Source organism: Arthrobacter sp. MYb214 (assembly GCF_002979865.1).
Lineage (GTDB): Bacteria > Actinomycetota > Actinomycetes > Actinomycetales > Micrococcaceae > Glutamicibacter.
The window spans coordinates 529831-555653 of sequence record NZ_PCPZ01000002.1 but is presented as its reverse complement, the minus strand read 5'-3'; the positions used below and the strand labels follow the sequence as shown (position 1 = coordinate 555653).

At 61.0% G+C, this 25823-nt stretch carries 20 protein-coding genes; 11 read left to right on the top strand and 9 right to left on the bottom strand.

Going from position 1 to position 25823, the window contains the following annotated elements:
- Window positions 1-9: 9 nt before the first annotated feature.
- Window positions 10-1353 (top strand): MFS transporter, encoded by a 1344-nt coding sequence (locus CQ012_RS08285; protein ID WP_105661850.1) that lies wholly within the window; start codon window positions 10-12, stop codon window positions 1351-1353.
- Window positions 1354-1744: 391 nt separating this feature from the next.
- Here CQ012_RS08285 and CQ012_RS08280 read toward each other — a convergent pair whose 3' ends face one another.
- On the bottom strand, window positions 1745-3220 hold the full coding sequence (locus CQ012_RS08280; protein ID WP_105658206.1) for an MFS transporter: 1476 nt from the start codon (window positions 3218-3220) through the stop codon (window positions 1745-1747).
- Complete coding sequence (locus tag CQ012_RS08275) at window positions 3217-4251, bottom strand: MBL fold metallo-hydrolase (protein WP_105658207.1); 1035 nt, start codon at window positions 4249-4251, stop codon at window positions 3217-3219. The genes CQ012_RS08280 and CQ012_RS08275 overlap by 4 nt, the downstream gene beginning before the upstream one ends.
- A gap of 227 nt (window positions 4252-4478) precedes the next feature.
- On the opposite strand from CQ012_RS08275, the gene CQ012_RS08270 reads away from it, so the two are divergent.
- Together CQ012_RS08270 and CQ012_RS08265 are read left to right on the top strand one after the other, a co-directional pair.
- The gene (locus CQ012_RS08270; protein WP_105658208.1) at window positions 4479-4967 is read left to right on the top strand and encodes a cupin domain-containing protein; all 489 of its coding nucleotides are present in this window, start codon (window positions 4479-4481) and stop codon (window positions 4965-4967) included.
- A gap of 73 nt (window positions 4968-5040) precedes the next feature.
- On the top strand, window positions 5041-5784 hold the full coding sequence (locus tag CQ012_RS08265; protein ID WP_181148899.1) for an alpha/beta hydrolase: 744 nt from the start codon (window positions 5041-5043) through the stop codon (window positions 5782-5784).
- On the opposite strand, the gene CQ012_RS08260 is transcribed toward CQ012_RS08265, so the two are convergent.
- Window positions 5761-6642, bottom strand: a complete 882-nt coding sequence (locus CQ012_RS08260) for a PaaX family transcriptional regulator (protein WP_105658210.1) — start codon at window positions 6640-6642, stop codon at window positions 5761-5763. The genes CQ012_RS08265 and CQ012_RS08260 overlap by 24 nt on opposite strands.
- Before the next feature lie 620 nt (window positions 6643-7262).
- Window positions 7263-9494 carry a polyribonucleotide nucleotidyltransferase gene (locus CQ012_RS08255; RefSeq protein ID WP_105658211.1) on the bottom strand — a complete coding sequence of 744 codons (2232 nt, stop codon included), beginning with the start codon at window positions 9492-9494 and terminating at the stop codon, window positions 7263-7265.
- A 558-nt stretch (window positions 9495-10052) separates the two neighbouring features.
- On the opposite strand from CQ012_RS08255, the gene CQ012_RS08250 reads away from it, so the two are divergent.
- Complete coding sequence (locus CQ012_RS08250; protein WP_105658212.1) at window positions 10053-11096, top strand: NAD(P)-dependent alcohol dehydrogenase; 1044 nt, start codon at window positions 10053-10055, stop codon at window positions 11094-11096.
- Between the two features lie 95 nt (window positions 11097-11191).
- On the opposite strand, the gene CQ012_RS08245 is transcribed toward CQ012_RS08250, so the two are convergent.
- The gene (locus tag CQ012_RS08245; protein ID WP_133832980.1) at window positions 11192-11794 is read right to left on the bottom strand and encodes a hypothetical protein; all 603 of its coding nucleotides are present in this window, start codon (window positions 11792-11794) and stop codon (window positions 11192-11194) included.
- A 473-nt stretch (window positions 11795-12267) separates the two neighbouring features.
- Between CQ012_RS08245 and CQ012_RS08240 the strand changes: the two genes are divergently transcribed.
- Window positions 12268-12579: a DUF1883 domain-containing protein gene (locus CQ012_RS08240; RefSeq protein ID WP_166650648.1), complete on the top strand. Its 312-nt coding sequence runs from the start codon at window positions 12268-12270 to the stop codon at window positions 12577-12579.
- A gap of 22 nt (window positions 12580-12601) precedes the next feature.
- Here the strand turns inward: CQ012_RS08240 and CQ012_RS08235 are convergent, their stop codons facing one another.
- Entirely contained in the window at window positions 12602-13576 is a 975-nt protein-coding gene (locus tag CQ012_RS08235; protein WP_105658215.1) for an ADP-ribosylglycohydrolase family protein, read from the bottom strand.
- 815 nt (window positions 13577-14391) lie between these two features.
- Window positions 14392-15711, bottom strand: a complete 1320-nt coding sequence (locus CQ012_RS08230) for a YjiH family protein (RefSeq protein WP_105658216.1) — start codon at window positions 15709-15711, stop codon at window positions 14392-14394.
- 417 nt (window positions 15712-16128) lie between these two features.
- Between CQ012_RS08230 and CQ012_RS08225 the strand changes: the two genes are divergently transcribed.
- The 4 genes from CQ012_RS08225 to CQ012_RS08210 all read left to right on the top strand — a co-directional run bounded on the left by CQ012_RS08225 (window position 16129) and on the right by CQ012_RS08210 (window position 21729).
- The gene (locus CQ012_RS08225) at window positions 16129-17154 is read left to right on the top strand and encodes a 3-oxoacyl-ACP synthase III (RefSeq protein WP_013348415.1); all 1026 of its coding nucleotides are present in this window, start codon (window positions 16129-16131) and stop codon (window positions 17152-17154) included.
- On the top strand, window positions 17151-19739 hold the full coding sequence (locus tag CQ012_RS08220) for an alpha/beta fold hydrolase (RefSeq protein WP_105658217.1): 2589 nt from the start codon (window positions 17151-17153) through the stop codon (window positions 19737-19739). Before CQ012_RS08225 ends, CQ012_RS08220 begins: the two co-directional genes overlap by 4 nt.
- Window positions 19736-20743 (top strand): NAD-dependent epimerase/dehydratase family protein, encoded by a 1008-nt coding sequence (locus CQ012_RS08215; RefSeq protein WP_105661848.1) that lies wholly within the window; start codon window positions 19736-19738, stop codon window positions 20741-20743. The genes CQ012_RS08220 and CQ012_RS08215 overlap by 4 nt, the downstream gene beginning before the upstream one ends.
- Window positions 20744-20868: 125 nt before the next feature.
- Window positions 20869-21729, top strand: coding sequence for a prephenate dehydratase (locus tag CQ012_RS08210; protein ID WP_105661923.1), 861 nt, complete (start codon window positions 20869-20871; stop codon window positions 21727-21729).
- Window positions 21730-21778: 49 nt separating this feature from the next.
- Here the strand turns inward: CQ012_RS08210 and CQ012_RS08205 are convergent, their stop codons facing one another.
- Together CQ012_RS08205 and CQ012_RS08200 are read right to left on the bottom strand one after the other, a co-directional pair.
- Complete coding sequence (locus CQ012_RS08205; RefSeq protein ID WP_102598037.1) at window positions 21779-22453, bottom strand: response regulator; 675 nt, start codon at window positions 22451-22453, stop codon at window positions 21779-21781.
- Window positions 22454-22463: 10 nt separating this feature from the next.
- Window positions 22464-24074: a sensor histidine kinase gene (locus CQ012_RS08200; protein WP_105661847.1), complete on the bottom strand. Its 1611-nt coding sequence runs from the start codon at window positions 24072-24074 to the stop codon at window positions 22464-22466.
- A 229-nt stretch (window positions 24075-24303) separates the two neighbouring features.
- Here CQ012_RS08200 and CQ012_RS08195 point away from each other — a divergent pair, with 229 nt between their 5' ends.
- Both CQ012_RS08195 and CQ012_RS08190 read left to right on the top strand, forming a co-directional pair.
- Window positions 24304-25317 carry a Bug family tripartite tricarboxylate transporter substrate binding protein gene (locus CQ012_RS08195; RefSeq protein WP_105661846.1) on the top strand — a complete coding sequence of 338 codons (1014 nt, stop codon included), beginning with the start codon at window positions 24304-24306 and terminating at the stop codon, window positions 25315-25317.
- Window positions 25314-25817, top strand: coding sequence for a tripartite tricarboxylate transporter TctB family protein (locus CQ012_RS08190; protein ID WP_105658222.1), 504 nt, complete (start codon window positions 25314-25316; stop codon window positions 25815-25817). The genes CQ012_RS08195 and CQ012_RS08190 overlap by 4 nt, the downstream gene beginning before the upstream one ends.
- The last annotated feature ends 6 nt before the right edge of the window (window positions 25818-25823 follow it).

Here is a 25823-nt window from a genome sequence, read left to right as displayed (position 1 = left end):
ATTGAACAAATGCCAAAATCCCCCGCAGCCGCGGATTGGAAAATCCCCAAACGAACCACCTCAATGGTGCTCTTCGCCTGCTGGCTGGCCATCCTGGCCGAAGGCTACGACGTCGGCGTGCTCGGTGCAGTGCTCCCGGCATTGGCCGAATACAAGGAATGGTCGCTGAGTCCCATGGAGCTCGGCGGCCTCGGAGCCTACGCGTTGGTGGGCATGCTCTTCGGCGCACTGTTCATCGGCACGCTCAGCGACATCATCGGCCGTAAGCGCATGCTCCTGCTGGCCATGCTAGTCTTCACAATCACCCAAGCCGGTGCCGCGCTAGCTCCTACTCCCGAGATATTCGGCCTCTTCAGGCTGATCGGCGGACTGGGTATGGGCGGCATCATCCCGGTGGCCGCCGCGCTGACCATCGAGTATTCGCCACCCAAGAAACGCTCACTTAACTACGGCATCATGTACTCAGGCTATTCCCTGGGAATCGTCGCCGCTGCCTTGGTCGCCATGTCGCTTCTGCCCGCGATAGGTTGGCGCGGGGTTATCGCGGTGGGCGCATTACCTGTAGTTCTACTTCCCTTAGTTGCCTGGATGCTTCCCGAATCCCTTGAATATCTGGTATCCAAGGGGCGGATCAGCGAAGCCAAAGCACTGGCCGCCCGGCACAGCATCCCCGATTACGAGCCCGTGGCGCCACCGGTTCGCACCGGCAAGGCCCCCTGGCGCCAGGTCATGGCTTCCATGTTCTCCGCAACGTACTTGCGATCAACCATCTTCTTCTGGATCTCGCTATTCTGCGGCATGGTCCTGGTCTACGGCTTGAATACCTGGCTGCCGCAGATCATGCGCAGCGCAGGGTACAACCTCGGTTCCTCGCTAACATTCCTGCTGGTCTTCTCCCTCGCCTCAGCCGCCGGCGGACTGGCCCTGGGCTTCCTCGCCGACAAGTACGGGCAGAAGACCATTCTGGTGATTTTCTACCTGCTCGGTGCGGGAGGCATCCTCCTGCTGATGTTCCCCAATACTATGCTGGTCAATCTGTTCTTCGTGGCCTTCGCCGGCATCGGCTCGATTTCCACGTCGCTGGTTCTCACCGGATACATTGCCGATTACTACCCGGCCGCGCAGCGCGGCACGGCCACGGGCTGGGCATTGTCCTTCGCCCGCATCGGCGCCATCTCCGGCCCCATCATCGGCGGCTGGATCGCGGCTTCGGGCATCAGCTTCGAGTTCAATTTCGTATTCTTCGCCATCGTCGGCGTAGTCGCCGCCATTTCCGTGGCGATGATTCCACCACGCATCAAACCAGATGCCGCCCGATCTGCCGAGGCCAAACAGGCCTTCGCGTCCGATTAGCCCTGGCTCTGCGCACCTTCCAGCACGAACGTCCCGAACCGTGGCACACCGCGCACAGCGGTGTGCCACGGTTTTATCCTTTTCCAGCACCCCCGGGCCTGCCAAGAGTCTGCTTGCCGGCAAGATGGCACTTGCGAAATGCAAGTGCGCTGGCACCGGGGAAACGATGGCCGGGTGGAATGCAAAGGGATTTTCCAAAAGGCGAAACAGCCATGCAGGCATTGCAGCGCATTCCATGAATGCCTGCCCTGAGTGCGGCCATGCTTCCTGCGCCATCACTCCCACCGGCATCCATAGGAGCTAGGCCGCGGATCGCCATGTGCAGCAGAATCCCATCGGCCGTTGCGACTTGGCCGATGGGATCCTGCAGCTCGATCCGGGGCGATCTTGGCTAGCCGGTGAACGTGAAGCTGGTCTGCAGCTTGCGCGCTGTCCGGTCCGGATTGAGCATCAAGACGCAGAAGATGCCAACAACAACCAGGTAGATTCCGATCATCCCGAATGAGGCATTCATGCCCTGAGCCAGCAACTCGGCCATCTCCGCCGAGTCAGCCACGCCCTTAGGGCTGGGAATATAGCCCGCGCTGTCCATCAGGCCACCGACCATTGCGGGAGCGACCACGCCGCCCACCGAAGCCAGTCCAGTGAGCGTGGCCATGAGGGCCGCGCGCTGCCTGGAGCAGACGCTGAAGGCGATTGCCGTGGGAGCCAAGGGATAGATCATTGCCGTACCGGCACCGAGAGTCAGCATCGCCACGGCGGCGTAGCCGGAGAGGAAGGGCAGGATCGAGAAGCAGACCCCGGAAATCAGCAACGTTGCGCCGAACAGGGCGCCCATGGCCCAGCGAACCGTCACGCCGCGCTTCATCAAGTAGCGGGAGCCGAAGCCCAAAACCAGCAGCGCGATAGCGCCGATCACCCAGGGGAAGGTGGAGACCAAACCGATCATTTCCGGTGTCAGGGCAACGACGGATCCCAGATATTTCGGGGACCACGTGGTCAAGAAACCCTGCGCCCAGAAGCAGCCGGCACCTGCGAGCACCGCTGCCACGAACATCCACGAGCCCAGGACTCGTCGAATCGGCACGATTTTCAGCAGATCGGAGGAATCCGCAATGCTCCCCTTGCCCTGCAGGTCGAATTCGGCGACCGGTTCCGGTTTCTGCCCAGCCTGCTGCTGGTCCTCCGCCAACGAGATGGCACCGGCTTTCGCCTGTGCCTTGCCCGCCGTGGAATGGCTGTACGGGCCGTCGCGGCCCAGAAGCAGCCACGCTACGCTCCAGAGCAGCCCGAAGATCCCCAGGAAACCGAAGGCCCAGCGCCAGCCCAGGGCCGGGTTGGCGATGATCCATGCAAGGGCAGGAGCCGCGAGGATCGGCCCCAGGGTTGAACCGGCAGCGATGACGCTGCTGGGCAGCCCACGTTCCTTCGCATTGAACCAGCCGTGGGCATGCTGCAGCGAAATGGGGGTCGCCGGCCCCTCGGCTCCACCCAGCAGGATGCGTGTGACCAGCAGGATTGCCGCGCCTCCGCCGAAGAGCATCGGGAACTGCAGGACTGCCCAGGCAATGCCCATGGTCAGCAAGATCCAGCGGGTGGATACCTTTCCGGCCAGGAAGCCGACAATAACGCCGACAATGGCGAAGAGGAAGAAGAAGGCGCTGCCGATGAAGCCGAACTGACCGGCAGTCAACCCGAGTTCGCGCATGGCGGGATCAGCCACGAGCCCCAGGACAGCTTTGTCGGCGAAGTTCACGATCTGGAAGAGTACCAGCATGCCGGTCACCATCCAGGCGCGCCGGTTCATTTTGCCGTTGGCGATGGCCGCACGCAAGGTGTGGTCCGCGAGATTCTGTGTCGTACTCATACCAAGCTCCCCTTGGAATCGGCCGCGGAGAGTTCCAGCGCCGCCGGGCCGATGCTGAAGACGTCATTGTCCTCGGCGATGGATACATTCCCCGCGAAATCACCGCGTGCGGTCTCCAGCATAGCTTCCAGATCAGCGGCACCGGGGGTGTTGGGAACGATGTGATGCAGCACCAGCGCGCCGACTTCGGCTTTCGCGGCGACCTTGCCCACCTCGCTGTACGGCGTGTGCGATTCACGCAAATGCACTTCGATGCCATCGCGCGTCGGGCCGTCCGGGAATGTCGCCAGGATGCCAGGCAGATCGATGACCTCATGCAGCAGCAAGTCAGCTCCGCGGGCGAGCCTGATGCAGTTCTCGGAGTAGGCGGTGTCTCCGGAGACCACGACGGAACCGTAGCGCGAGTCGATCCGGAAGGCGAATGCCGGGAAGCACAAGCGGTGGTCGACCAGAATCGCGGAGATCGCCACCAGCTCATCTCGGTAGATCTCAAAGGGCTCCATTTCCGGGTGGCGGTTTTCAACTGCGCAGGCCCCGGATGCCTCGGGGATCTGGATGTTCTGCGACTGGATCCATTCGTGGGGTTCGTCGCGGCCTTCATCGGCCATGCGGATCAACACGTCGGAGGAGAAGACCTTGTCCAGCAGCGCATCGACGATTTCTTCGGTGCTGGTCATTTCCCGCTCGGCGACGCGCGAAGCGATCTGCTGCTCGTGCTCCGGGCCAAGGGCGGGGATGCGATTGGGACGTCCAGGGCCGAAAACTTGGATAGGCCGGGCGAAAGACTCCCCCGGGACCTGCCACCCGGTCACCAGATAGGCGCCGAGATCGTAGATGTGGTCCGAGTGGTGATGGGTCAGCAGCACCGCGCGCAATTCGCCCCATTCGGCATGCGACCGGTAATTGCGGATGCTTCCCATGCCGCAGTCAATCACGTAGGTTGCCCCATCGACCCTGATCGCCGTGCTGGTGCCAGCACGGGAACTGGAAACGATCGGGCCGCCTCCGGTGCCAAGCGTGTAGACGCTCATTCCTTTTACCTGAGTGGTATTCACATTGGTGCCTTACTCGTAGAGTGCAGCAACGGGTCCCTTGGACCGCGATGCGTGAATTGCGAGGGTAGTGAAGAGTCCGGCAGCATAGGCCGAAGTGATAGAAATCCTATACACCGAATTTTGCGATCGCAAGACCTATTGCATATCTAATGTGATTCATGCCATGCTGGACGCACCAGCCATCTACCCGTTAAGGAGTCATCATGGAACAGCAGCAAGGCCAAGAAATCATTCTGGGCGATCTGCCCAAGGGCATAACTTTGGCCAGTGAATCAATGGGCAACAAGACGTGGAATGTCCTCGGCCACACCTATCTCTCCAAGGTCGAGAGTTCCAGCAGCTTTGCATGGCTTTCCCTTGATCCCACTGGAACCGGTGTGCCTCCGCACGTGCACCCTAAGCAAGATGAGCACATTTACATAATGGAAGGCACTTACACCCTGTACCTGGACGGCGAATGGTTCAAGGCCGGGCCTGGCGATACCGTCCGCATGCCCATGGGACTTCCTCACGCCTACTACGTCAAGGATGGCGCACCGGGCAAATCGCTCTTTTGGGTAAGCCCTTCGGGACAACTGTCCACGCTCTTCGATGAGCTTCACAACTTGTCTGACCCGGAGGAAGTTGTCCGCCTCTCAGCACTGCGTGACGTGGACTTCCTGCCACCGGGATCCGTACCCGGCGCAGACTAGCATTGGCAGAAATTACTACGTGGCCGGCAGGGATACTCCTGCCGGCCGCCGCAGGATGGAAGGAAAAAGCGCAGTGCCGCAAAATACGCGAGAGTCCGAGTTGCTCAAGTACGGGGATCATCCCGACCAGCATTTCATCCTGGCGCACCCGTTCAAACAGCCTTCCCTGGGCACTGCGGTCCTGGTCCACGGCGGCTACTGGCGCCAGCGGATCACCGCCAGCGTGATGCAACCGATGGCTGACGATTTGCTGCGCTCTGGCTGGAGCGTGGCCAACGTGGAATACCGGCGCGGTCCGGACCACCCGTGGCCCACCCCATCTTTCGATGTGGCCGCGGCAATCCAGCTCGTGCGCAGCACGTTGCGATACCAGGGCCAATCCGAGGCAGCTATTCTTATCGGACATTCGGTCGGCGGTCAATTGGCGCTGCTGAACTCCAATTTCGCCGATGCCGTGGTAGGCCTCGCTCCAGTCACCGATGCTTCCAAGGTGCATGCAGAATCCCTCGGCGATGGTGCAGCAATGGAATATTTCGGCGATTCTCCGGCCGGGATTCCGGCAATCTACCACGATGCTTCGCCAATCCAGGCCCCACCGCCTTCGGTGCCAACGCTCTTGGTCCACGGGTTCAACGACGACCGGGTACCGCTGGAGCACACGCGGGAATACCTGGATTCCCTGGCCGGACACGTTCTGCCGGAACAAATGATCCACCGGTCGCTGGACCACTTTGAAATCATCGACCCGCAGCAGCATCATTGGCAGGCCGTGCAGACCTGGATGCGGCAGGTACTAGTCGACGCGCGAGCCGAGTAGCCGACTCGCGTATAGCTCCGCATGCGGGGACAACAGCGCGTGCAACGCCAGGAAGGTCTTCTTGGCCTGCGGAGCTTTCCACCCATCAGGCAGGTATTCGAAGGGCAAATTCGGATCCCGATAAGGGAAACGCCGCCAGCGCGTAAGCATCGGAATATAGAAGGCGAAAGCCGCCCGCTCCAGTTCCGAGCGCTGCTCGGCTGACTCGACGGGATCAGCTAGCCGTTGCTGCCACGTTCCTAAGCGTCCGACATACAACTGGAGGAAGTCGGTGTACTGATGGTCCAGTGCTTCAAGATCCCACCATTGGGCAACCTTGTCCCGGATATCGGCAGGGGACATGTAGTCAGCCTTGAAGAACTCGACGTACTTGGACAATCCTCGCGCATCCAAGCGGACCTTAGCCTGCTCGAATGCCAGATGCGGCCCCACGGCCACTCCTCCGGAGACCATCCCGAACCCTAAGCTAGCCAGCTCGGTGCGCAGTTCGTACCGGCGATTCCGCTCGCTCTCGGGTACGGAAAAAATAGCCAGCACCAAGGAGTCCCCGGAGGTTGAACGCGAAGGAGCAAAGATCCGTTGGTCGTCCTTCCGGAAGCTGTCCATAACCTCGGCGGAGAGCTGGTACTGGGATTCGTTCCCTGCGCGTTCGTTAATTAGCACGCCGCGGCTTTTCAACCGTGAAATGGTGGAGCGGATTGCTTGCGACCTGATACCCAAGGCATCGAACATCTCGACGATGATAGAAACAGGGAAAGAGCCACTGGCCGATTCGCCATACAGGCCGTACAGCGTCACCAGCAGATTCTGATGCTGCAGTTTCGTTCCCCCGATATCCACTGGTTCAACGTCCTTCATTTGCGCTACGGCTACTTTTTCTATTCCTCGTTCCTATCCTAGGTGGCCAGCGATCGAATCAGGGGTATCAGCGCCTTCCCGCCTGCGGCTCTGCGCCTGAGCGAACCGGAACGAGTACACTCTGGACACTAGGACCGCTGGTTCAACTCTCCGCAGTCCATCTGACCCAGATGGTTTTATCTGGTTAAGGTCAGTGCTTGCCTCCGCCCAAAGCCAACGTGGCTGGAAAGCGGCAATGGGGTACAGCACGTGTTGTCCGGCGCTAGCTGCGGCCCGCAAGGTACTGGGTATCAGGCTGGCAGCTAGCGCCTGAGAAACTCCACTGAGGTCGTCCGAAAGGGCAGCGCGGCGCAGTGGAAATGCCTTGCGCACAATTTCTCGCGAGGCACTGCAGATGCTTCTTGAATTGGAAGCGCGAGCCCCCGCGATAGGTTCTCTCCGCCAAGCGGCACCCGCTTTGGAACTTGGAGAAGATCTATGAGAGTTCAATTGGCTGCGTCATCAGGTCTTGCCTCCAGCCAGGACCGCCAAAGACTTTGGCAGGAACCTGCTCCCGGGCAAGAATAAGCAAAAACCCCGATTCGCCAAGCGAATCGGGGTTTTCAGCAAGAATCTAAAGACTACTCAGCAGCAACTGCTTCTTCAGCTTCTTCCTCGACGACTGGAGCCAGCGACAGCTTGCCACGGTCATCAATCTTGGTGATCTCCACCTGCAGCTTCTGGCCAACGCCGACGACGTCTTCGACGTCCTCGACACGCTTGCCATCGTTGATCTTGCGCAGCTCGGAGATGTGCAGCAGGCCGTCCTTGCCCGGGGTCAGCGAAACGAACGCACCGAAGGTGGTCAGCTTCACGACGGTACCCAGGTAACGCTCGCCGACCTCAGGAACCTGAGGGTTGGCAATAGCGTTGATGGCCGAGCGGGCGGCTTCAGCGGACTCGCCGTTGGTTGCGCCGATCAGCACGGTGCCGTCATCTTCGATCGAGATGTCAGCGCCGGTGTCTTCCTGGATCTGGTTGATCATCTTGCCCTTAGGGCCGATGACCTCGCCGATCTTGTCCACTGGAATCTTCACGGAGATGATTCGTGGAGCGTTGACGTTCAGTTCATCCGGAGCGTCGATAGCCTGGTTCAGAACGTTCAGGATGTGCAGGCGTGCTTCGCGAGCCTGGGTCAGCGCGGCGGCCAGAACCGATGCCGGAATACCATCCAGCTTGGTGTCCAGCTGGATCGCGGTAACGAACTCGGAGGTACCTGCAACCTTGAAGTCCATGTCGCCCATGGCATCTTCGGCACCGAGGATATCGGTCAGGGCAGCGTAACGGGTTTCGCCGTCTACGGTGTCCGAAACCAGGCCCATGGCGATGCCTGCAACGGCAGCCTTCAGTGGCACGCCAGCGTTCAGCAGCGACAGGGTCGATGCGCAAACCGAGCCCATGGAGGTCGAGCCGTTGGAGCCCAATGCCTCGGAGACCTGGCGGATTGCGTATGGGAATTCCTCGCGGCTAGGCAGCACTGGAACCAGTGCGCGCTCAGCCAGTGCGCCATGGCCGATTTCGCGGCGCTTAGGCGAACCAACACGGCCGGTTTCACCGGTCGAGTATGGAGGGAAGTTGTAGTTGTGCATGTAGCGCTTGGTCTTCACCGGCGACAGCGAGTCGATCTGCTGTTCCATCTTCAGCATGTTCAAGGTGGTGACGCCCATGATCTGGGTTTCGCCACGCTCGAAGATTGCCGAACCGTGAACGCGAGGCAGAACCTCGACCTCGGCGGAGAGCTGGCGGATGTCAGCAAGGCCGCGGCCGTCGATGCGGATCTGGTCGGTCAGGATGCGCTGGCGCACGATGTGCTTGGTAACAGCGCCGAATGCCTTGGAGATTTCACCCTCGCGGCCTGCGAAAGCGTTGCCTTCGCCAGCCAGCGATGCAACGATCTCTTCCTTGTATGCGCTGGCAGCGTTGTCGCGCTCCTGCTTGTCAGCGATGGTGTAGATCTCCGTCAAGCGGATCGAAGCAGCAGCCTCGACAGCGGCGAAGGCATCTTCTTCGTAATCGCGGAAGACCGGGAATTCAACGGTTTCCTTGGCAGCGCGAGCAGCCAGGTCGGCCTGGGCCTCGCACAGGACCTTGATGAATGGCTTCGCAGCCTCAAGGCCCTCAGCGACAACCTCTTCGGTTGGAGCCTGGACGCCGCGTTCCTTGATCAGTTCCCAAGCGTTGTCGGTAGCTTCAGCTTCCACCATCATGATGGCAACGTCGTCGCCAGCGATACGGCCGGCAACAACCATGTTGAAGACAGCGTTCTTCAGCTCGGAGTGGCGTGGGAAGGCAACCCACTGTGCGCCGTTTCCGTCATCAACCAGTGCAACGCGAACGCCGCCGATTGGGCCGGAGAATGGCAGACCCGAAAGCTGGGTGGACATCGACGAAGCGTTGATCGCTACGACGTCGTACAGCTCATCTGGCTCGATGGACAGCACGGTGACGACAACCTGGACCTCGTTGCGCAGGCCCTTGACGAAGGCTGGGCGCAGTGGGCGGTCCATCAGGCGGCAAGCCAGGATGGCTTCGGTCGATGGGCGGCCTTCGCGGCGGAAGAAGCTGCCTGGGATGCGGCCGGCTGCGTACATGCGCTCTTCAACGTCCACGGTCAGTGGGAAGAAGTCGAAGCCTTCGCGTGGGTGCTTGCCAGCGGTAGTTGCCGAGAGCAGTGCGGTCTCGTCATCGATGTAGACCATTGCCGAACCTGCAGCCTGCTTGGCAATGCGGCCGGTTTCGAAGCGAATGGTGCGGGTGCCGTAGCGACCGTTGTCGATCTGTGCTTCGGCGAATTGGATTTCTGGACCCTCCATTAAGGGGGTGCTCCTTTCGATCGCTCCCACGTGGTGGATGAGCGAACCGTGTGGCCCTACCCAGATCTGGTCTTCGATCGAGACCCGCGCTGGGGCGCATATTTGCCCTAGCGAAAGTCACTACCGAGGACCGCGAAACTGGCGGTCGGGACCAACGGTCAGTCAGCCCTGGGAGTTATTTTCTTTTGGGGCCCGCATAGAACATGCAGACCCAGGTACTAGCCTACCGGGAATTGGCAAAAGACGCAGTTCTTGGGCGATAGGCGCGTGCCAGCCACTTGCGTCGCTGCCATTCATCGTTTGAGAGCGGCCTTGCAGCCTGGGCAACCAGCGAAGATCATGCGGCGCTGCTGCCCTGGCGATCCCCGGGCGCAACCAGCACGGTGCGCGTTGATCCTCATTTAGGCAGGGAAACCTGCGGAAGGAAATTTTCTCCAGCCGGGATTATTCATAGCCTGTCGATTGTTGTTCTCCATGGGCTTTGCCCTGACGGACCGCGGCAATCGCCGCAGTCCAGAACATTTCCAGTCGCAACCCGCAAGACAAAGGAAAAACCTGATGGCAACTATGGTCAATGCATACGCAGCGCACTCTGCGACTGATGGACTCATTCCGACGCAGATTGAACGTCGTGCAGTAGGTCCGCACGATGTCTTGATTGATATCAAGTTCTCCGGCATCTGCCACTCCGACATCCACACGGTGCGCGGAGAATGGGGAAACCAGAACTATCCGCTGGTCCCGGGCCACGAAATTGCCGGCATCATTGCCGAAGTCGGGTCAGAGGTAACCAAGCACAAGGTGGGCGACCGCGTTGGCGTGGGCTGCATGGTCAATTCCTGCATGGAATGCGAGAACTGCCTTGCCGGAGACCAGCAATTCTGCGAGCAGAGTGTTGGTACCTACGGTGCTCTTGACCGTGATGGCAGCATGACCCAAGGTGGCTACGCCACGCATGTCGTGGTTACCGAGAACTTCGCCCTGAACATTCCTGAAGGCATCGATCTGGATGTTGCCGCGCCCCTGCTTTGCGCCGGCATCACCACCTTCTCCCCGCTGAGGCACTGGGGTGCAGGGCCGGGCAAGAAGATTGCCGTCGTGGGACTCGGCGGCCTGGGCCACATGGCGGTCAAGATCGCCAGTGCCATGGGCGCTGAGGTCACCGTTCTGTCGCAGTCGCTGAAGAAGAAGGATGATGGACTGAAGCTGGGCGCAACCGACTACCGGGCCACCAGCGATGAGAACACCTTCAAGGATCTGCAGAAGAAGTTCGACCTGATCATCAACACCGTCAGCGCTTCCATCGACGTCAGTGCCTACCTCGGACTGCTGCGCGTGAACGGCACCATGGTCAACGTTGGTGCTCCGGCAGAACCGTTGCCTGTCAATGCCTTCGCACTGATCGGGGGACGCCGTTCCTTCGCAGGTTCGCAGATCGGCGGCATCGAGGAAACCCAGGAGATGCTGGATTTCTGTGCCCAGCATGGCATTGGCGCAGAGATCGAGGTCATCGGTGCCACGCAGATCAATGAGGCTTACGAGCGCGTGCTGGCATCCGATGTCCGCTACCGCTTCGTAATCGATACCGCGACGTTGGCCTAGTTACCCCAGCTCACTCGGGTCGCAGAGAACGGTGCCGGTCTTGTCCAGCAGTGCAGGACAGATCCGGCGCCGTTTCGCGTCTGGCTAATTAACGTTCATTCGCCCCGGCGCGATCTACGAGTGCCTGCGTTCTCCCGTTGGCTGCCCTGTTCTGGAGCCTCGGCCGCAGTGCCCTGCTCAGACAAATTCCCCTTGATCGCGGCAAGCTCGGATTGGAGTTGCGCCACGGCACCACTGAGGTTCTTCAGTTCCTGCCTGCGGCGGCTGGCAGCCCTGAAAGTCTTGATCATCATGGCGATGATCAGCGGAATGGCCGCGAGCAGGGCCCAGCCGCTGCGTTCAAAGAAGTCGAGGGCCACCGGCAGGGCCTGATTGAATTCCCAGAAGGAATTCACTCCCCCGGCAATCGATTCCAATGCAGATTCCACGGGAGCCAGTTGCTTGCCCACAACTGGTATTCCGGAAAGATCAGGGGCATTCACCGGAGGCTCGCCCATGGTCCATCGCGGATCACCTGGCCGCTTCAGGATATAGATCCCGGCACCGGCGCTGGCAGCGGCGAATAAGAGCACCGAGGCCAGGGCGACCGCCACTAGCTGGTGCCGCCGCCATAGCCCCGCCGCCACGGCAAAACCAATCACCAGAATCCAAATCCACATTCGCAGTTGTTCCAGGCCAATGCCCGTCAGTAAATCCATGAACTTTGCCTCATTGCTCTGGGCCGCCATGACCCAAGTTGTGCGTTACTTCATCCCACTTAGGTACGCTATCGCGAGCAGCGGATTAATTGCCGCCTAGCACGTCAATCCGGTTGAGATCGAATCGTTCGAGTCGTCATATTGCTTCCTTGCCCCGGTATCCGGGACCCAATAGCCGATGGCTTCCGGCTCGTCCAATGCAGCGATCGGCTCATGCCACCTGCCGGCAGCTCGAATGGTAATTGCCACTAACCCTCTTGCGATCGCGGATCTGGCATCGGTTGAGGTGGCAACGCGACGCACCCCAAAGACCAGAAGACCCCGTTCTCCAGACTCCTGCAGCTTTGCCGTTGCAAATGCCCGAACCGGTACAGTGCTCTTGCCTTGGGTGCGTTGGCGACACTGGCCTGAATTTGAGTTAATGGGTCTGGGTCCGTTGCTCGGCGGATCACCTGGGATCGAGGAGGCTGGCATTGGCGGAGCCTAATTTTGCTGAACATTATTGGGATTTCATTGAGCGGGGAAGCATCTTGGTAGTGACTCTCAGTGGACCGGCTCATCTGCGGTTGATGGATCCGGAAAATTTCGCGGCATTCCAGGACGGTGAAGAATTCGAAGCATACGGTGGACTGGCACGCCGTGCTCCATACCGAATCAAGGTGCCCCATTCCGGACCCTGGTTTCTAGCGATTGATCTGACTGGCCTCGGTGCGCGTGGGGTGCGCCACGAAGTCAGCATCGTGCTGCCACAGAAGCTGGAAGCTCGACGACCAGCCCGGGACTAGAAGCAAGATCCCGCAGGAGAACTTAGCCCGCGAGCTCACTCGAAATATCGACAAGCTGTTGCATCCTCATTCCGGGCCAACCGTGGACCATATCCACCCACTGCGCCGGAACACTCGAGAACCCGGAAGCTGCGCCAATGAGCGATCCGGCGATGGCTGCCACGGTGTCGGTATCCACGCCTCCGCGAACAGCCGCTTCCAGCACCGGAACCAAGCGAGCGTTCCCGTCTTCCGGTTCGGCGGTGGCGATCGCGCTCCAAGCACCTTGGAACGCTTCAACGACCCAACCGTTATTTGTGAAGTCCCGAGGTCGATGGTTTTCGGCCTGGTGGATGCGCTGCTCCCATGCTTGTGCGCGTTCTGGTTCAAGCATCGCAAGACCACTGCGAATATCTAGTTCGCCGGTGAGCACAGCGTGGTGAATGGCTACTGTCCAAAGCCCGCAGGCCTCAGCGGCTTCATCATCAAAATGGGTCAGCTTGCTGATAGCTGCCGCAGCTTCGAATGCGGCAGCAGGCGGTTCAGACAGATAAGCCAGCGCCACGGGCGCTGTGCGCATGAGACTGCCGTTCCCGCCGGAGCGGCCAGTTCTCCGGTGAATCTGTTCAGAACCAGCTAGCGCATCATCAGCGGTCGGCTCGGCTCTTCCGTCAGCAGACGCAACATGCTGGGCGTGGGCAAGGACTGCCCGCGTCTGGTTGCCGACGTCTGGTGCGTTCGTCGCCCATTTGGCCCATTCCCGAACCATGTAGTTGCTCGCGGCACCATCAAGCTTGCCGTTGGAATCCAGCAGGCCCTGGGCAATGACTATGGCCATTGAGGTGTCGTCGGTCCACTCCCCGGGCGCAAAATCGCCCAACCCGCCACCAATCATCGAGATTTTGGCGGATTCGGGCAACGGTGCGTTGAATTCGTAGCCCGCGCCCAGGGCATCTCCGGCAGCCATCCCGGTCAGGACTCCACGAATTCGATCTTTCACCTGTACTGAATGTGCCATTTGCGCCTTTCACAGGGTGGTCGCCAATGCAGAGTAATACTGCTTGGATCCACTGTACCGATGCGCGGCGACAGTAGAGCTACCTGAGCGGCCCCGATAGCGTTCCCACGGTTGATTTGCGTCCTTGCGTCGTCGGCGAACGAGGACATTGATGCGGTCACGATAACCGTTCCGCTTCTACCTGCGATCCCGACTTCGGTAAATAGCTCACCCGGTTGGCTTCGTCGCTGTCCCGGCTTGCTGCAAGCGCTCACGGGCATCGCCGAGCGGAGGCAGATCTCCTTGATCTCGATAGGCGTTTGACCCAACTTCTTGCAGTTATGGCCAATGCCCTGCAGGAACCAGGTTCCTGCAGGGCATTGGATGTCGCCAGCCTCGGTCGTTGCGCCTAGGCGAATGCAGGCGGTGGCGGAGTCGTGGGGTCAGTTGGGTGCCCCGGCGCCGGCTCAGTGGGATCCTGCGGGCCCGGGGGCGGGATCGGCCCATCCGGATGCGAAGGGCTTGGTGGTACGTCCGGCTGCGCCGGGCTTGGCGGAGCATCTGGTGTCGGCGGTTGCGCTGGCGGTTCTGGCTGGTCGGGAATACTCGGATCACCCTGCATCGGAGCACCTGATTCGTGTAAGTGATTCATTGGAACCTGCTTTCCGTCGTATCGGTTCGACCATTCAACGACGGATCGTCTCCGCCTTGCAACGGCATTCAGGAATCGCAAAGCTGCAACAGTGCCGCGACATGGCGTGGTCGCGTCGAATCGGAAAGCATCACTCGGTTCAACCCATTGGTTTCGCAAGCTGCCGTGCGCCAGCGCAGCCGACCTATAGCAGCATGCGCACGATTGGTGTCGCGATGAGGATGGTCAGGACAACGCGCACGAACCAGATAGCTACCATCTGCGGGATGTTCAGCGGAATCTGCGTCGCCAGGACGCATGGCACCAATGCTGAAAAGAAGATGATTGCAGAGACGCAAACGATGGCGATCACCATGCGCAGCTCGATGGATTCGTGTCCCGCAATGAGGGTTGCTGGAAGGAACATTTCAGCAATGCCGGTAGCCGAAGCCTTGCCAGCCAGCAACGGGTCATCCAGCCCGACGATCCAGGCAAATGGGACAAACAGGTATCCTAGCCAGTCGAAAACTGGAGTGAAGCGGGCAACCACCAGTCCGAGCAATCCGACAGAGAGAATGGACGGCAAAATTGCCATGGCCATTTTCAGCCCATCCCATACGTTGGCGCCGACATTCTTGAGCAGCGATGGCGCTCGCCGCGAGGCTCCCATGGCTTCGCTCCAGGCAACGCGTGCACGATTGCCCGTGACCAGTTTTTCCTTGTCATGTTCCATGCCCAGGTACGTCGTGTCTGGAATCCGGCTCAAAGGCGGAATGCGCACCGAAATGGCGGTCACCGCAAAGGTGACTACCAGCGACAGCCAGAAGTACAGGCTCCAGTGGTCCATCAGGTCCAGCGCCTTGGCAACAATAACCATGAAGCTGGCTGACACCGTGGAAAAACCGGTAGCGATGATGGCAGCTTCGCGACCCGTGTAGCGGCCGCCACGGTACATGCGGTCGGTGATCAGCAGACCCAGCGAGTAGCTTCCCACGAAGGAAGCCACGGCATCCACGGCCGAACGTCCCGGGGTGCGCCAAATTGGACGCATGACCGGTTGGCAGAAGACACCAAGGAACTCCATCAGCCCGTAGCCAACTAGCAAGGCCAAGAAGATGGCACCTACTGGAACGATCAAGCCAACGGGAATGACCAATTTGTCCAGCAGAAAAGGACCCATGTCCGGATCGCTGAGCCACGCCGGGGCAAAGTTGAAGAGCAGCGAACAGCCGACAGCCAGCCCGAAGATGTTCAGGAATGCGAATATGCCACGTACCTTGGATGCCTTCCATCCTCCGGTGACGAAGGGAATAACTGTCCCGCAGACGAGCATCAGCAAGATCATGTACGGAACGACCGGTGCCGCGGCAGTTTGAATCCACGTCACCAAGTGATCCAACGGGATGGTGCTCTTGCCGTTGATGGTGATGGGGAGGAAGAAGAACAAAATACCGATAAGGCTATAGATCACGAATCGCAGAACGACCGGAAGAGTGCTTTGTGCTTCAACGCTTGAAGTTGTCATTGGATACCGCCTTGTCGATGAGGGCGAGGGCATCAGCGTGATTTGATGCGCTATCCATACAACGCGACTCTGGCCCAGCAATGTGACGGGGATCGCTTTTATTGTCCGGAGTTTCAGACTTCGCGCAGATGAGCGCTTCTGCGCGCTTCCTGTGGCTGCGCAGATGGAAGCAGGCCCACAGAACGATCGCCCCCACTTGCCATGATTCTCATAGGACTAGTCTGTAGGATCGATATAGTCTGCATAGGCACTGATTCCAGCTTTCGGCTGAAAAAATGCGCTCAAATAGGTCTTGGCGTCATGCAGGGAATAACCTAGGGAGAACACATACGCAACCGATGGCGCACACCCATCGGCCACGACGTTTCAATGCAGCACGCAGCACATAGATAGTCCAGCAGAAACGAAGGCACCATTTTGAACGGCAATGCCACCTTTAAGCACCACAACGTTGCGCTTTTATCAGTGAACAGCGTCCTCGCACCCGAGGTGGTGAGCTCTGCAGAATTCGACGAGCGACTTGCTCCTAGCCTGAAACGCCTTCGCCTGTCCAAGAAGCTTCTGGAACGAGTTTCCGGGGTCAAGGAACGCCGCTGGTGGTCCGATGGCGTTGAATTCGACGACGCTGCAATTCTTGCCGGCAAGAAGGCGCTGGCCCAGGCCGGTGTCGATGCCAGCGAAATCGGCCTGCTGATCAACACTTCGGTCACCCGCCGCAACTTGGAGCCGTCGGTGGCTTCCAAGGTGCACAACGGCTTGGGCTTGCCATCCTCCGCCATGAATTTCGACGTGGCCAACGCCTGCCTCGGCTTCGTCAACGGCATGAGCCTGGCAGCGAACATGATCGACTCCGGCCAGATCAAGTACGCCCTGATTGTTGCCGGCGAAGATGCCAAGCCAACCCAGGAAACCACTTTCCAGCGGCTGAACGCTGAAACTTCCACGCGCGATGACTACATGCGTGAATTCGCCACGCTGACCTTGGGTTCCGGCGCCGCCGCTGCGGTCATTGGCCCAGCGGATGCGCACCCGGAAGCGCACCGCATCGTCGGCGGCGTATCGCGTGCCGGCACCGAGCACCACGAGCTGTGTGTCGGCGGACCCTCGGGCATGTACACGGACACGAAGGGCTTGCTGGATAACGGCCTCGAACTGGTCGTGGATGCCTGGGATGAAGCCCATCAATCCGGTTGGAATTGGAAGTCCATGGACCGCTACGTGACCCATCAGGTTTCCAAGTCCTACACCAATGCCATTATCAAGGCCGTCGGCCTGGTCAAGGACCGCGTGCCAATCACTTTCTCCAAGTGGGGCAATGTCGGACCGGCTTCCCTGCCCATGACCCTGTCCCAAGAAGCCGACTCGCTGAAGAAGGGCGACCGGGTGCTGTGCATGGGCGTCGGTTCCGGCCTGAACACCGCGATGATGGAGATTGCCTGGTGACCGAGCTTTTCCCCGGTGTAGATGCCATTTATTCGAAGTATCTGGAAGTACCGTCCACGTCGCAGGTGGACTCCCCGGGCACTAGGCACCGGTGGCACGTCCTGGATAACAACGAAGAACTGAAGCAACGCGGAATTGAGCCGGCCGGCACCTTGCTCTGCGTGCACGGCAACCCCACCTGGTCCTACCTCTGGCGCAGCCTGCTGAACCATGTGTCCGAGCACGGGCTGCCGTGGCGAGTGGTGGCAGTGGACCAGCTGGACATGGGCTTCTCCGAGCGCAGCGGCAAGTTCCGCCGCCTGGCCGACCGCGTCAACGATCTCGGCGATCTGACTGGCGCACTGGGGCTGACCGGCAAAATTACCACCGTGGGCCATGACTGGGGCGGCATCATCTCCCTGGGCTGGGCCGTTTCCCACCCGGACCAGCTGGAGAACGTGGTGTTGACCAACACCGCAATCCACCCTGCAGGCTTCGAGCTTCCCGCCGCGCTGAAACTCGCGTCCCATCCCGCGGTGCACGGTTGGGGCACCAAGACTTCCCCTGCCTTCTTGCAGGTAACCCACTCGTTGGCGCAGCCGGCCTTGGCCCCGGATATCCGCAAGGCCTTCATGGCCCCGTACACCAACGCTGAAAAGCGCGAGGGCGTAGCCAACTTTGTCGCCGATATCCCGTTCTCCCAGGATCACCCAAGCCGTCCGGCCTTGGACGAGATCTCGGAAGCAGTGCGCTTCTTGAAGGTCCCGGCCCTGATGCTCTGGGGACCCAAGGACCCGGTCTTCTCCGACCGCTACCTGCGCGATTTGATGTCGCGACTGCCCCACGCCCAGGTACACCGCTTTGAAGGCTCCAGCCATTTGGTGGGCGAAGACAACGATATTGCCACCCCGATCTTCCAGTGGCTTGCCGGCGAGAAGAGTTCCAAGAACACCTCGCGTGCCCAATCCCTGGGCGAATACCGTCCGATGCTTGCCGAACTCGATTCGCGCACCGAGGACCAATCGGCCGCGGTGGTGGACATCAATCCTGCGCGATCGCTGTCCTGGGCCGAACTGGGCCAGCGCGTGAATGCCCTGGCCGCAGGATTGCGCCAGATCGGAGTGCAGGCCGGCGACCGGGTGAACCTGCTGGTTCCACCGGGAATTGAACTGACCACCCTGATCTACGCCTGCCTGCGCCTGGGGGCGGTCATTGTGGTGGCCGATGCCGGCCTTGGCACCAAGGGCATGGGACGAGCCATCAAGGGCGCTGGCCCGAGCTACCTGATTGGCATCGACCGTGCGCTCACCGGTGCGCGGCTGTTCGGCTGGCCGGGAACCAGGATTGCCGCTGGAGACCTGCCTGCTGCGAAGCGCAAGCTGCTGGGGGTAGCCCATACCCTGCCCGAGCTCTATGAAGCCGGCAGCCAGGCCGCTTCCGGGTCCAGGGTTTTCGAGCCATCCGATCCGGATGCCGATGCGGCGGTCCTGTTCACCTCCGGCTCCACCGGTCCGGCCAAGGGAGTGGTGTACACGCATCGCGAACTGGCCGCCATGCGCGATACCCTGCGCGAAACCTACAACCTCAAGGCCGGCTCTGCGCTGGTGGCAGGCTTCGCGCCGTTCGCGCTGCTGGGCCCTGCTTTGGGTGCCACCTCGGTCACCCCGGACATGGACGTCACCGCACCGCGGACCTTGACTGCCGCTGCGTTGGCAGACGCCGCCCTCGCGGTGGATGCAACCACCGTCTTCGCCTCCCCCGCCGCCCTGGCTAATGTCCTGGAAACCCAGGATGCGCTGAACCAGGCTCAGCGGGAAACCTTGGAAGGCGTCTCGCTGATGTTGTCCGCCGGCGCCCCGATTCCCGAGCATCTGCTGGCCAAGGTGCAGGATCTGGTTCCCAATGCCCGGGTCCACACCCCGTACGGCATGACCGAGGCCTTGCCAGTCACCGATATCGACTTGGCCGGCATCCGCGCTGCCGGAGCGGGCAATGGCGTGTGCGTGGGCACCGCAGTCGCCGGAGCCACTGTCGCCATCGCACCGATTGACGCCCTGGGCGTGGCCGGCGACAAGCCGGAATACACCCCGAATGCCACCGGCGAAATCCTGGTCCGCGCCCCGCACGTCAAGGACCGCTACGACCGGCTGTGGATCACCGAACAGCTCAGCGTCTCCATCCCCGGCTGGCATCGCACCGGCGATGTCGGGCATCTGGATGAGCAGGGACGCCTGTGGGTCGAGGGACGCCTTGGCCACGTACTGCGCACCGCCAAGGGCGCGATTACCCCGGTGGCCGCCGAACATGCTGTCGAGTCGGTTGCTGGCGCTGGCCGTGCCGCGCTGGTCGGCGTGGGACCTGACGGAACCCAGGCCGCGGTGGTCGTCATGGAAACGGTGCCCGCGGCCCGCAAATCCGGTCCGGCCGCCAGCGATCTGGCCCGCCAGGTTCGCGCCGCGGTCGCGGCCACCGGCACCGAGGTGGCAGCGGTCCTGGTAGTCCCAAGCCTGCCCACCGATATCCGGCACAACTCCAAGATTGACCGGGCCGCGCTCGCCCACTGGGCTGCCGCGACCCTCGCAGGTGGAAGGATCCGCAATCCGTGAGCCCATCGAAAAATGAAGACGCTGCCCGTCGCGTTCTGGTCACCGGAGCCAGCGGCATGCTGGGTGGCGCTGTAGCCCAGCTATTGCGCGACAAGGGTCACCATGTGCGCACCTTCCAGCGCGGCAGCTCGGCATCAGCCACTGATGAAGTCCGCGGCTCGCTCACGGATCCGCAGGCTGTCGCCGCGGCCGTGGAGTCCATGGACGCGGTCATCCACCTGGCAGCCAAGGTCTCCTTCACCGGTGCATGGGAAGACTTCGCCGCCACCAATATCGCGGGAACCAGCAATCTGCTCGAAGCGTCCAAGCGCGCAGGAATCAGGGATTTCGTGTTCGTCTCTTCCCCTTCCGTGGCGCACTTCGGCGATTCGCTGGCGGGCGCCGGTGCGGGTGAGGCCGATCCGGCCAAGGCGCATGGATTCTATGCACGCTCCAAGGCAGCGGCCGAGCTCAATGCCCTGGGCGCCGATTCGCCAGCACTTCGCGTCACCGCCATCCGCCCGCACGTTGTGTGGGGGCCCGGCGATACCCAGCTGGTGGAACGCGTCATCCAGCGGGCCAAGGCCGGACGGCTGCCCCTGCTGGACCAGGGCGCAGCACTGATCGACACCACCTATATCGACAATGCCGCTGCGGCGATTGTCCGCGGCCTGGAACGCATGGACCACGCCCACGGGCGAGCCCTGGTGGTCACCAATGGCGAACCTCGGCCGGTGGGCGAGCTGATCGCCGGCATCTGCAAGGCTGGCGGCGCCCCGGCTCCGAAGCTCAACGTTCCGGGCTGGCTGGCCCGTGCGGCCGGTTCGGTGATCGAGAAGTTGTGGTTGGCAGCCGGTTCGCGCAACTTGGTTCATGATGAGCCGCCGATGACCCGTTTCCTGGCCGAGCAGCTGTCTACCGCGCATTGGTTCGACCAGCGCGAAACCCATGAAGTCCTGGACTGGAAACCTGCGGTAGGCATTGACGAGGGCCTGGAGAAGCTGGCGGATCACTACCAGAACTAGTTGGCCGGGAAGGCAGCCGCCGTTTTTGGAGCGCGCGCAGTTGCCTTGGCAGCAGTCCGTGCGTCTTGGCGTCATCTGCTTTCGTGGATTCCTGCCCAGCCATTGCGCTGGGATATCTTGATTCAATGAGCAAGAAGATTTCATACCAGGGCGAAGCCGGCTCCAACTCGAATATGGCCTGCATGCAACGTTTCCCGGACATGGAAGCCGTGCCTTGTGCCAGCTTCGAGGACGCGTTCGCCATGGTGGAAAACGGTGAAGCGGAGCTGGCGATGATTCCGATAGAGAACTCCATTGCCGGTCGCGTTGCCGATATCCATGTCCTGCTCCCCGAGTCGGAACTGCACATTGTCGGCGAGCACTACCTGCGGATCCGCTTCGACCTTCTCGGACTGCCTGGCAGCACCATCGCGGATGCGGCCGAGGTGCACAGCCACATCCATGCGCTGGGCCAGTGCCGCAAGGTCATACGCCAGCACGGCCTGACCCCGGTGATTGCCGGTGATACTGCAGGTTCGGCCCGCGAAGTGCGCGAATGGAACGATCCTGCCAAGCTCTCGCTCGCTCCGCCCATGGCGGCCGAACTCTACGGCTTGGAGGTGCTGGCTTCCGGTGTCGAGGACGACCAGACGAACACGACCCGCTTCGTAGTGCTCGCCCGCAGGCACGAACTGCCGCACCGTTCCCAGCTCCCCGACTCGGTGATTACCACTTTGGTGTTCCAGGCGCGCAACGTGCCTAGCGCGCTATACAAGGCATTAGGCGGATTTGCCACGAACGGCGTGAATCTCACCCGCATGGAAAGCTACATGGTCGGTTCGTCCTTCGCCGCTACCACCTTCATGGTCGACATCGAGGGCCACCCCGAAGACCTTCCTGTGCGCTTGGCGTTGGAAGAACTGGAATTCTTCACCTGGGAAATCAAGATCCTCGGCACGTACGCGGCCAGCGAGCATCGCCAACGGGGTTCGGCAGCTTTCGTCTAGGCCTGCCCCGGCTTTCTGCGTCCGGGGGCGGCTGGACGATCCGCTGCCACTACCCCCTCCATGAGTAGCGGCGTTCGGGCCTGCCGACTCCCCCGTAGCGCAGGTTCACCTGAGCCAGGTTTTCCTCTGCCAGGTATTCCAGATACCGGCGAGCGCTCACCCGGGACGTGCCCAGCTTCTGCGCGGTTTCGGTGGCCGATATGGGTTCGGCAGCTTCCTTGACGATGCTCTCAACCAGTTCCATGGTTTCGGCGCTGCAGCCTTTGGGAAGAGGCCGGCGCTTTTGTCCGCCGAGCCCGAAGAGCATGTTCACATCGGCCTGCTGCAATTCCTGGTCCGCTGCTTCGCCCAGCGGCTGGTAGGCCTTCGCGTAGTGCTCCAGCCGTTCGCGCAGGTCATCCCGCGAGAAGGGCTTCATCAGATAGTGGACGATGCCGCCACGAAGCGCGCGGCGCACGGTATCCATTTCCCGCGCCGCGCTGATCACCAGGACATCGAGCTCCGGCTGGACTTCGCGCAGGCGCTGCAAGAGGTCCAGGCCGTTCATGTCCGGCAAATGGATATCGAGCAAGATGAGATCCGGCGAGAGCGCGCCGGCGGCCTTGATCGCGTCACCGGCGGAGTGCGCCACGCCGACCACGGTGAACCCCGGTTCGCTGTTGACGAATCCAGCGTGCACCTTGGCGACCATGAAATCATCGTCGATCACCAGTACTTTGATCACTTCTTGCTTCCTACTTCCTGAGCGTGGCGGTAAACCGGGCACCTTGTGCATTGGCCGCGGCCAGCTCTCCACCGCGGCGGCGGCAAACCAGGCGGCTGATGGCAAGGCCGAAGCCCCTGCCGCCGGAAACCGCGCTGTCCTTGGTGGAGAAACCTTGGGTGAAGATCTCGTCCATGGCATCTTCCGCGATGCCTTCTCCATTGTCCCTCACGGTGATTCGCACCAGCTCGCTGGTTTCCTCGATCCCGACCTGGATTTCCGGATTGGCAGCCGCAGCGGCCGCGTCCATCGCGTTATCGACGAGATTGCCGATCACGGTGGTCAGATCCCGCGCCAGCTGGTCCTCGCACCTGCCCAAGGTTGAGCTAGGCGCCATCTTCAGGTGCACCCCTCGCTCGGCGGCCACGCTGGACTTGGCAATCAGCAACGCGGCAATCGTGGGTTCGGCGATGCATGCGGAGACGTCCTCGAAGATCTTGCTCCGGCTGAAGCTCACGCCATCGATGAAGCCCACGACCTCGTCGTATTCCCCGAGCTGGATCAACCCGGAAATTGCGTGCAGCTGGTTGGCGAATTCATGGGTCTGCGCCCTGAGCATGTCGGCGGTGGCCTTGCTGTCTCCAAGTTCTTGTTCCAGCAGGGTCAGTTCGGTCTTGTCTCGGAAGGTGGTGACCGATCCCAAATCCCGCCTGGCGGTCTTGACCGGCATCCGGTTGAAGACCAATACCCGCTCGCCGACAAGGAATTGCCGGTCGGGCAGCTCTTGGCTGGTGGTCAGTGCATGGCGCACCTGCGGAACAACATCCAATTCGTCCAGGGTCCTGCCCACGCAGTGGCTGGGAAGCTGGAGCAGCTCGATGGCGACATCATTGGCCAGCATCACCCGGCTATCCGGCGACACCGAGATGATTCCCTCTTTGACTCCGTGCAGCAGGGCTTCGCGATGCTCGAAAAGCTCTGCAATTTCCCGGGGTTCAAGCCCGCGGGTCTGGTGCTTGACCCGGCGGGCCAGCAAGACTGAGCCGGCGGTCCCCAGCAGCAGGGAAATGACCAGGGTGAACAAGGCGTTGGGGGCGATCTCCTGGATCATCTCACCGGTGCTGGGATAGCTTTGGCCGGCGCTGACGATGCCGACCATCTTCCCCTCGTCATCCAGCACCGGAACCTGCGCAATCAATACATGGTTGCCATTGCGCCAGATTTCCCCGGTCCATCCGCGGCCTTCGGTGACGGCGGATTCAGGGTGCAGTATCGAGGTTCCGACTTCATCCGGATAGCTGGAGGTGACGACCGTTCCCCGGGGATCGGCAATGGTCACGAATTGGAGACCCGAGGTGCTGCGCACCGATTCGCCCATGGCAGGCAACGCCGAACCCATTTCCGGCTCCGCCTCGGGCAGGAGCACGCGCAGCAGGGGGTTTGCAGCCAGCGATTCGGCGGCCGAGAGGCTGCGGCGCCCCTCGATTTTTTCGAAGTTATTGGTGGCCTGAGTCAGCGATACCGTGATGACCCCTGCCAGCACCACCGCGATAATGAGCAATTGCAGTATCAGGTACTGCCCTGCAAGGGTCAGCTTGCGGCGCGTGTACAGATTAGCGAGCCAGAAACGCACGGCACCCATTGCCTCGCCCCCAATATTCCAGAAATCCACGTTGCACCCGGCAGGTCCTTGCTGGCACCTGCATCCGGGCACTGTGCTACCTTACCGAAGATTCGAATGGTTCAGATCACAATTTCCGGTTACACAATGAACAGTATTTTCTTTGAGTACGCAAGAGTGACCCGGCTCACGATGGCACGTAAGTTGGTATCACTCGCAACCCCGATGAAAGCAAAGAGGCTGAATCCCCATGAAACCGTTCAAGTCGTTCCGTGCGCTGAGCGCGCTGGCAGCTGCCGCTGCACTGGCCCTGACCGCCACTGGCTGCGGCGTGACATCAGAGTCTTCCAGCACTGACGCCGCAGAGTCCAAGGGCCCCATCGCGAACCTCCGCATCATGGTGCCAAACACCCCAGGCGGCGGCTACGACACCACTGCCCGTGTTGCCGCCAAGGTCATGGATGACGCATCGCTGGCCAGCAACCCGGAAGTCTTCAACCTTGCCGGTGCCGGCGGCACCGTCGGCTTGGCCCGCATTGTCAATGAGAAGGGCAATGGCGATCTGGCCATGCTCATGGGCCTGGGCGTGGTGGGTGCAAGCTACACCAACGAAACCGACTCCAAGCTGACCGATACCACCCCGATTGCCAAGCTCATCGAAGAGCCCGGAGCGATCATGGTTTCCAAGGATTCTCCGTACAAGAGCATTGACGACTTGGTCAAGGCCTGGAAGGACGACCCAAGCAAGCTCTCGGTCGGCGGCGGCTCCTCCCCTGGCGGCCCGGACCATCTGCTGCCAATGCAGCTGGCCGAAGCCGTGGGCATTGATCCCAAGGACGTGAACTTCGTATCGTACGATGGCGGCGGCGACTTGCTGCCGGCCATCCTGGGCAACAAGCTGGCCTTCGCTGCCTCCGGTGCCGGCGAGTACATGCAGCAGATCGAAGAGGGCTCTGTTCGCGTACTGGCCACCAGCGGCGAAGAGCGCCTGGAAGGCGTAGATGCCCCGACCCTGAAGGAATCGGATATTGATCTGGTGTTCTCCAACTGGCGCGGTCTGGTGGCTCCACCTGAGATTTCCGAAGAGGACAAGGCCAAGTGGGTCAACCTGGTCACCGAAATGCATGATTCGGCCGAGTGGAAGGAAGCTCTGGCGACCAACGGCTGGAGCGACGCCTTCATGACCGGCGACGAATTCTCCGCCTTCCTCACCGACCAGGACGAGCGCGTTGCCAGCGTCCTGAAGACCCTGGGCCTGGCGTGAGCGAAGTAGCCACCGCAAAGAAGAAACGCGTCGAACTCCTGTTCGCCGCGTTTCTTCTTATCGTCGGAATCATCGTGTTTGTTGACGCGTCGCAGCTTCATGTGACGTACTCCCAGGCAGACGTTGTAGGTCCCAAGGCCCTGCCTTACGTCGTCTCGGGCATTCTCATTCTTTCGTCCATTGCCTTGGCCATCACCGTCATGCGTGGCAACCTTGCTGCGGGCGAAGAAGGCGAAGACGTGGACCTGAGCCAGCCTTCGGATTGGAAGGTCCTGCTCCCGCTGATCGGCATCTTCGTGCTGAACCTGCTGATCGTGAATTGGGCTGGCTGGGTCATCTCGGGAACCATCATGTTCTTCGGCGCGGCTACCTGCCTGGGTGCGCGGCGCTGGGTATTGACCTTGGTTATTTCGCTTGCCTTGGCGCTTGGTTCGTTCTACGGCTTCTATCTGGGCCTGGGCATCAAGCTTCCGGCCGGAATCCTCTCGGGGGTGCTCTAATTGGAA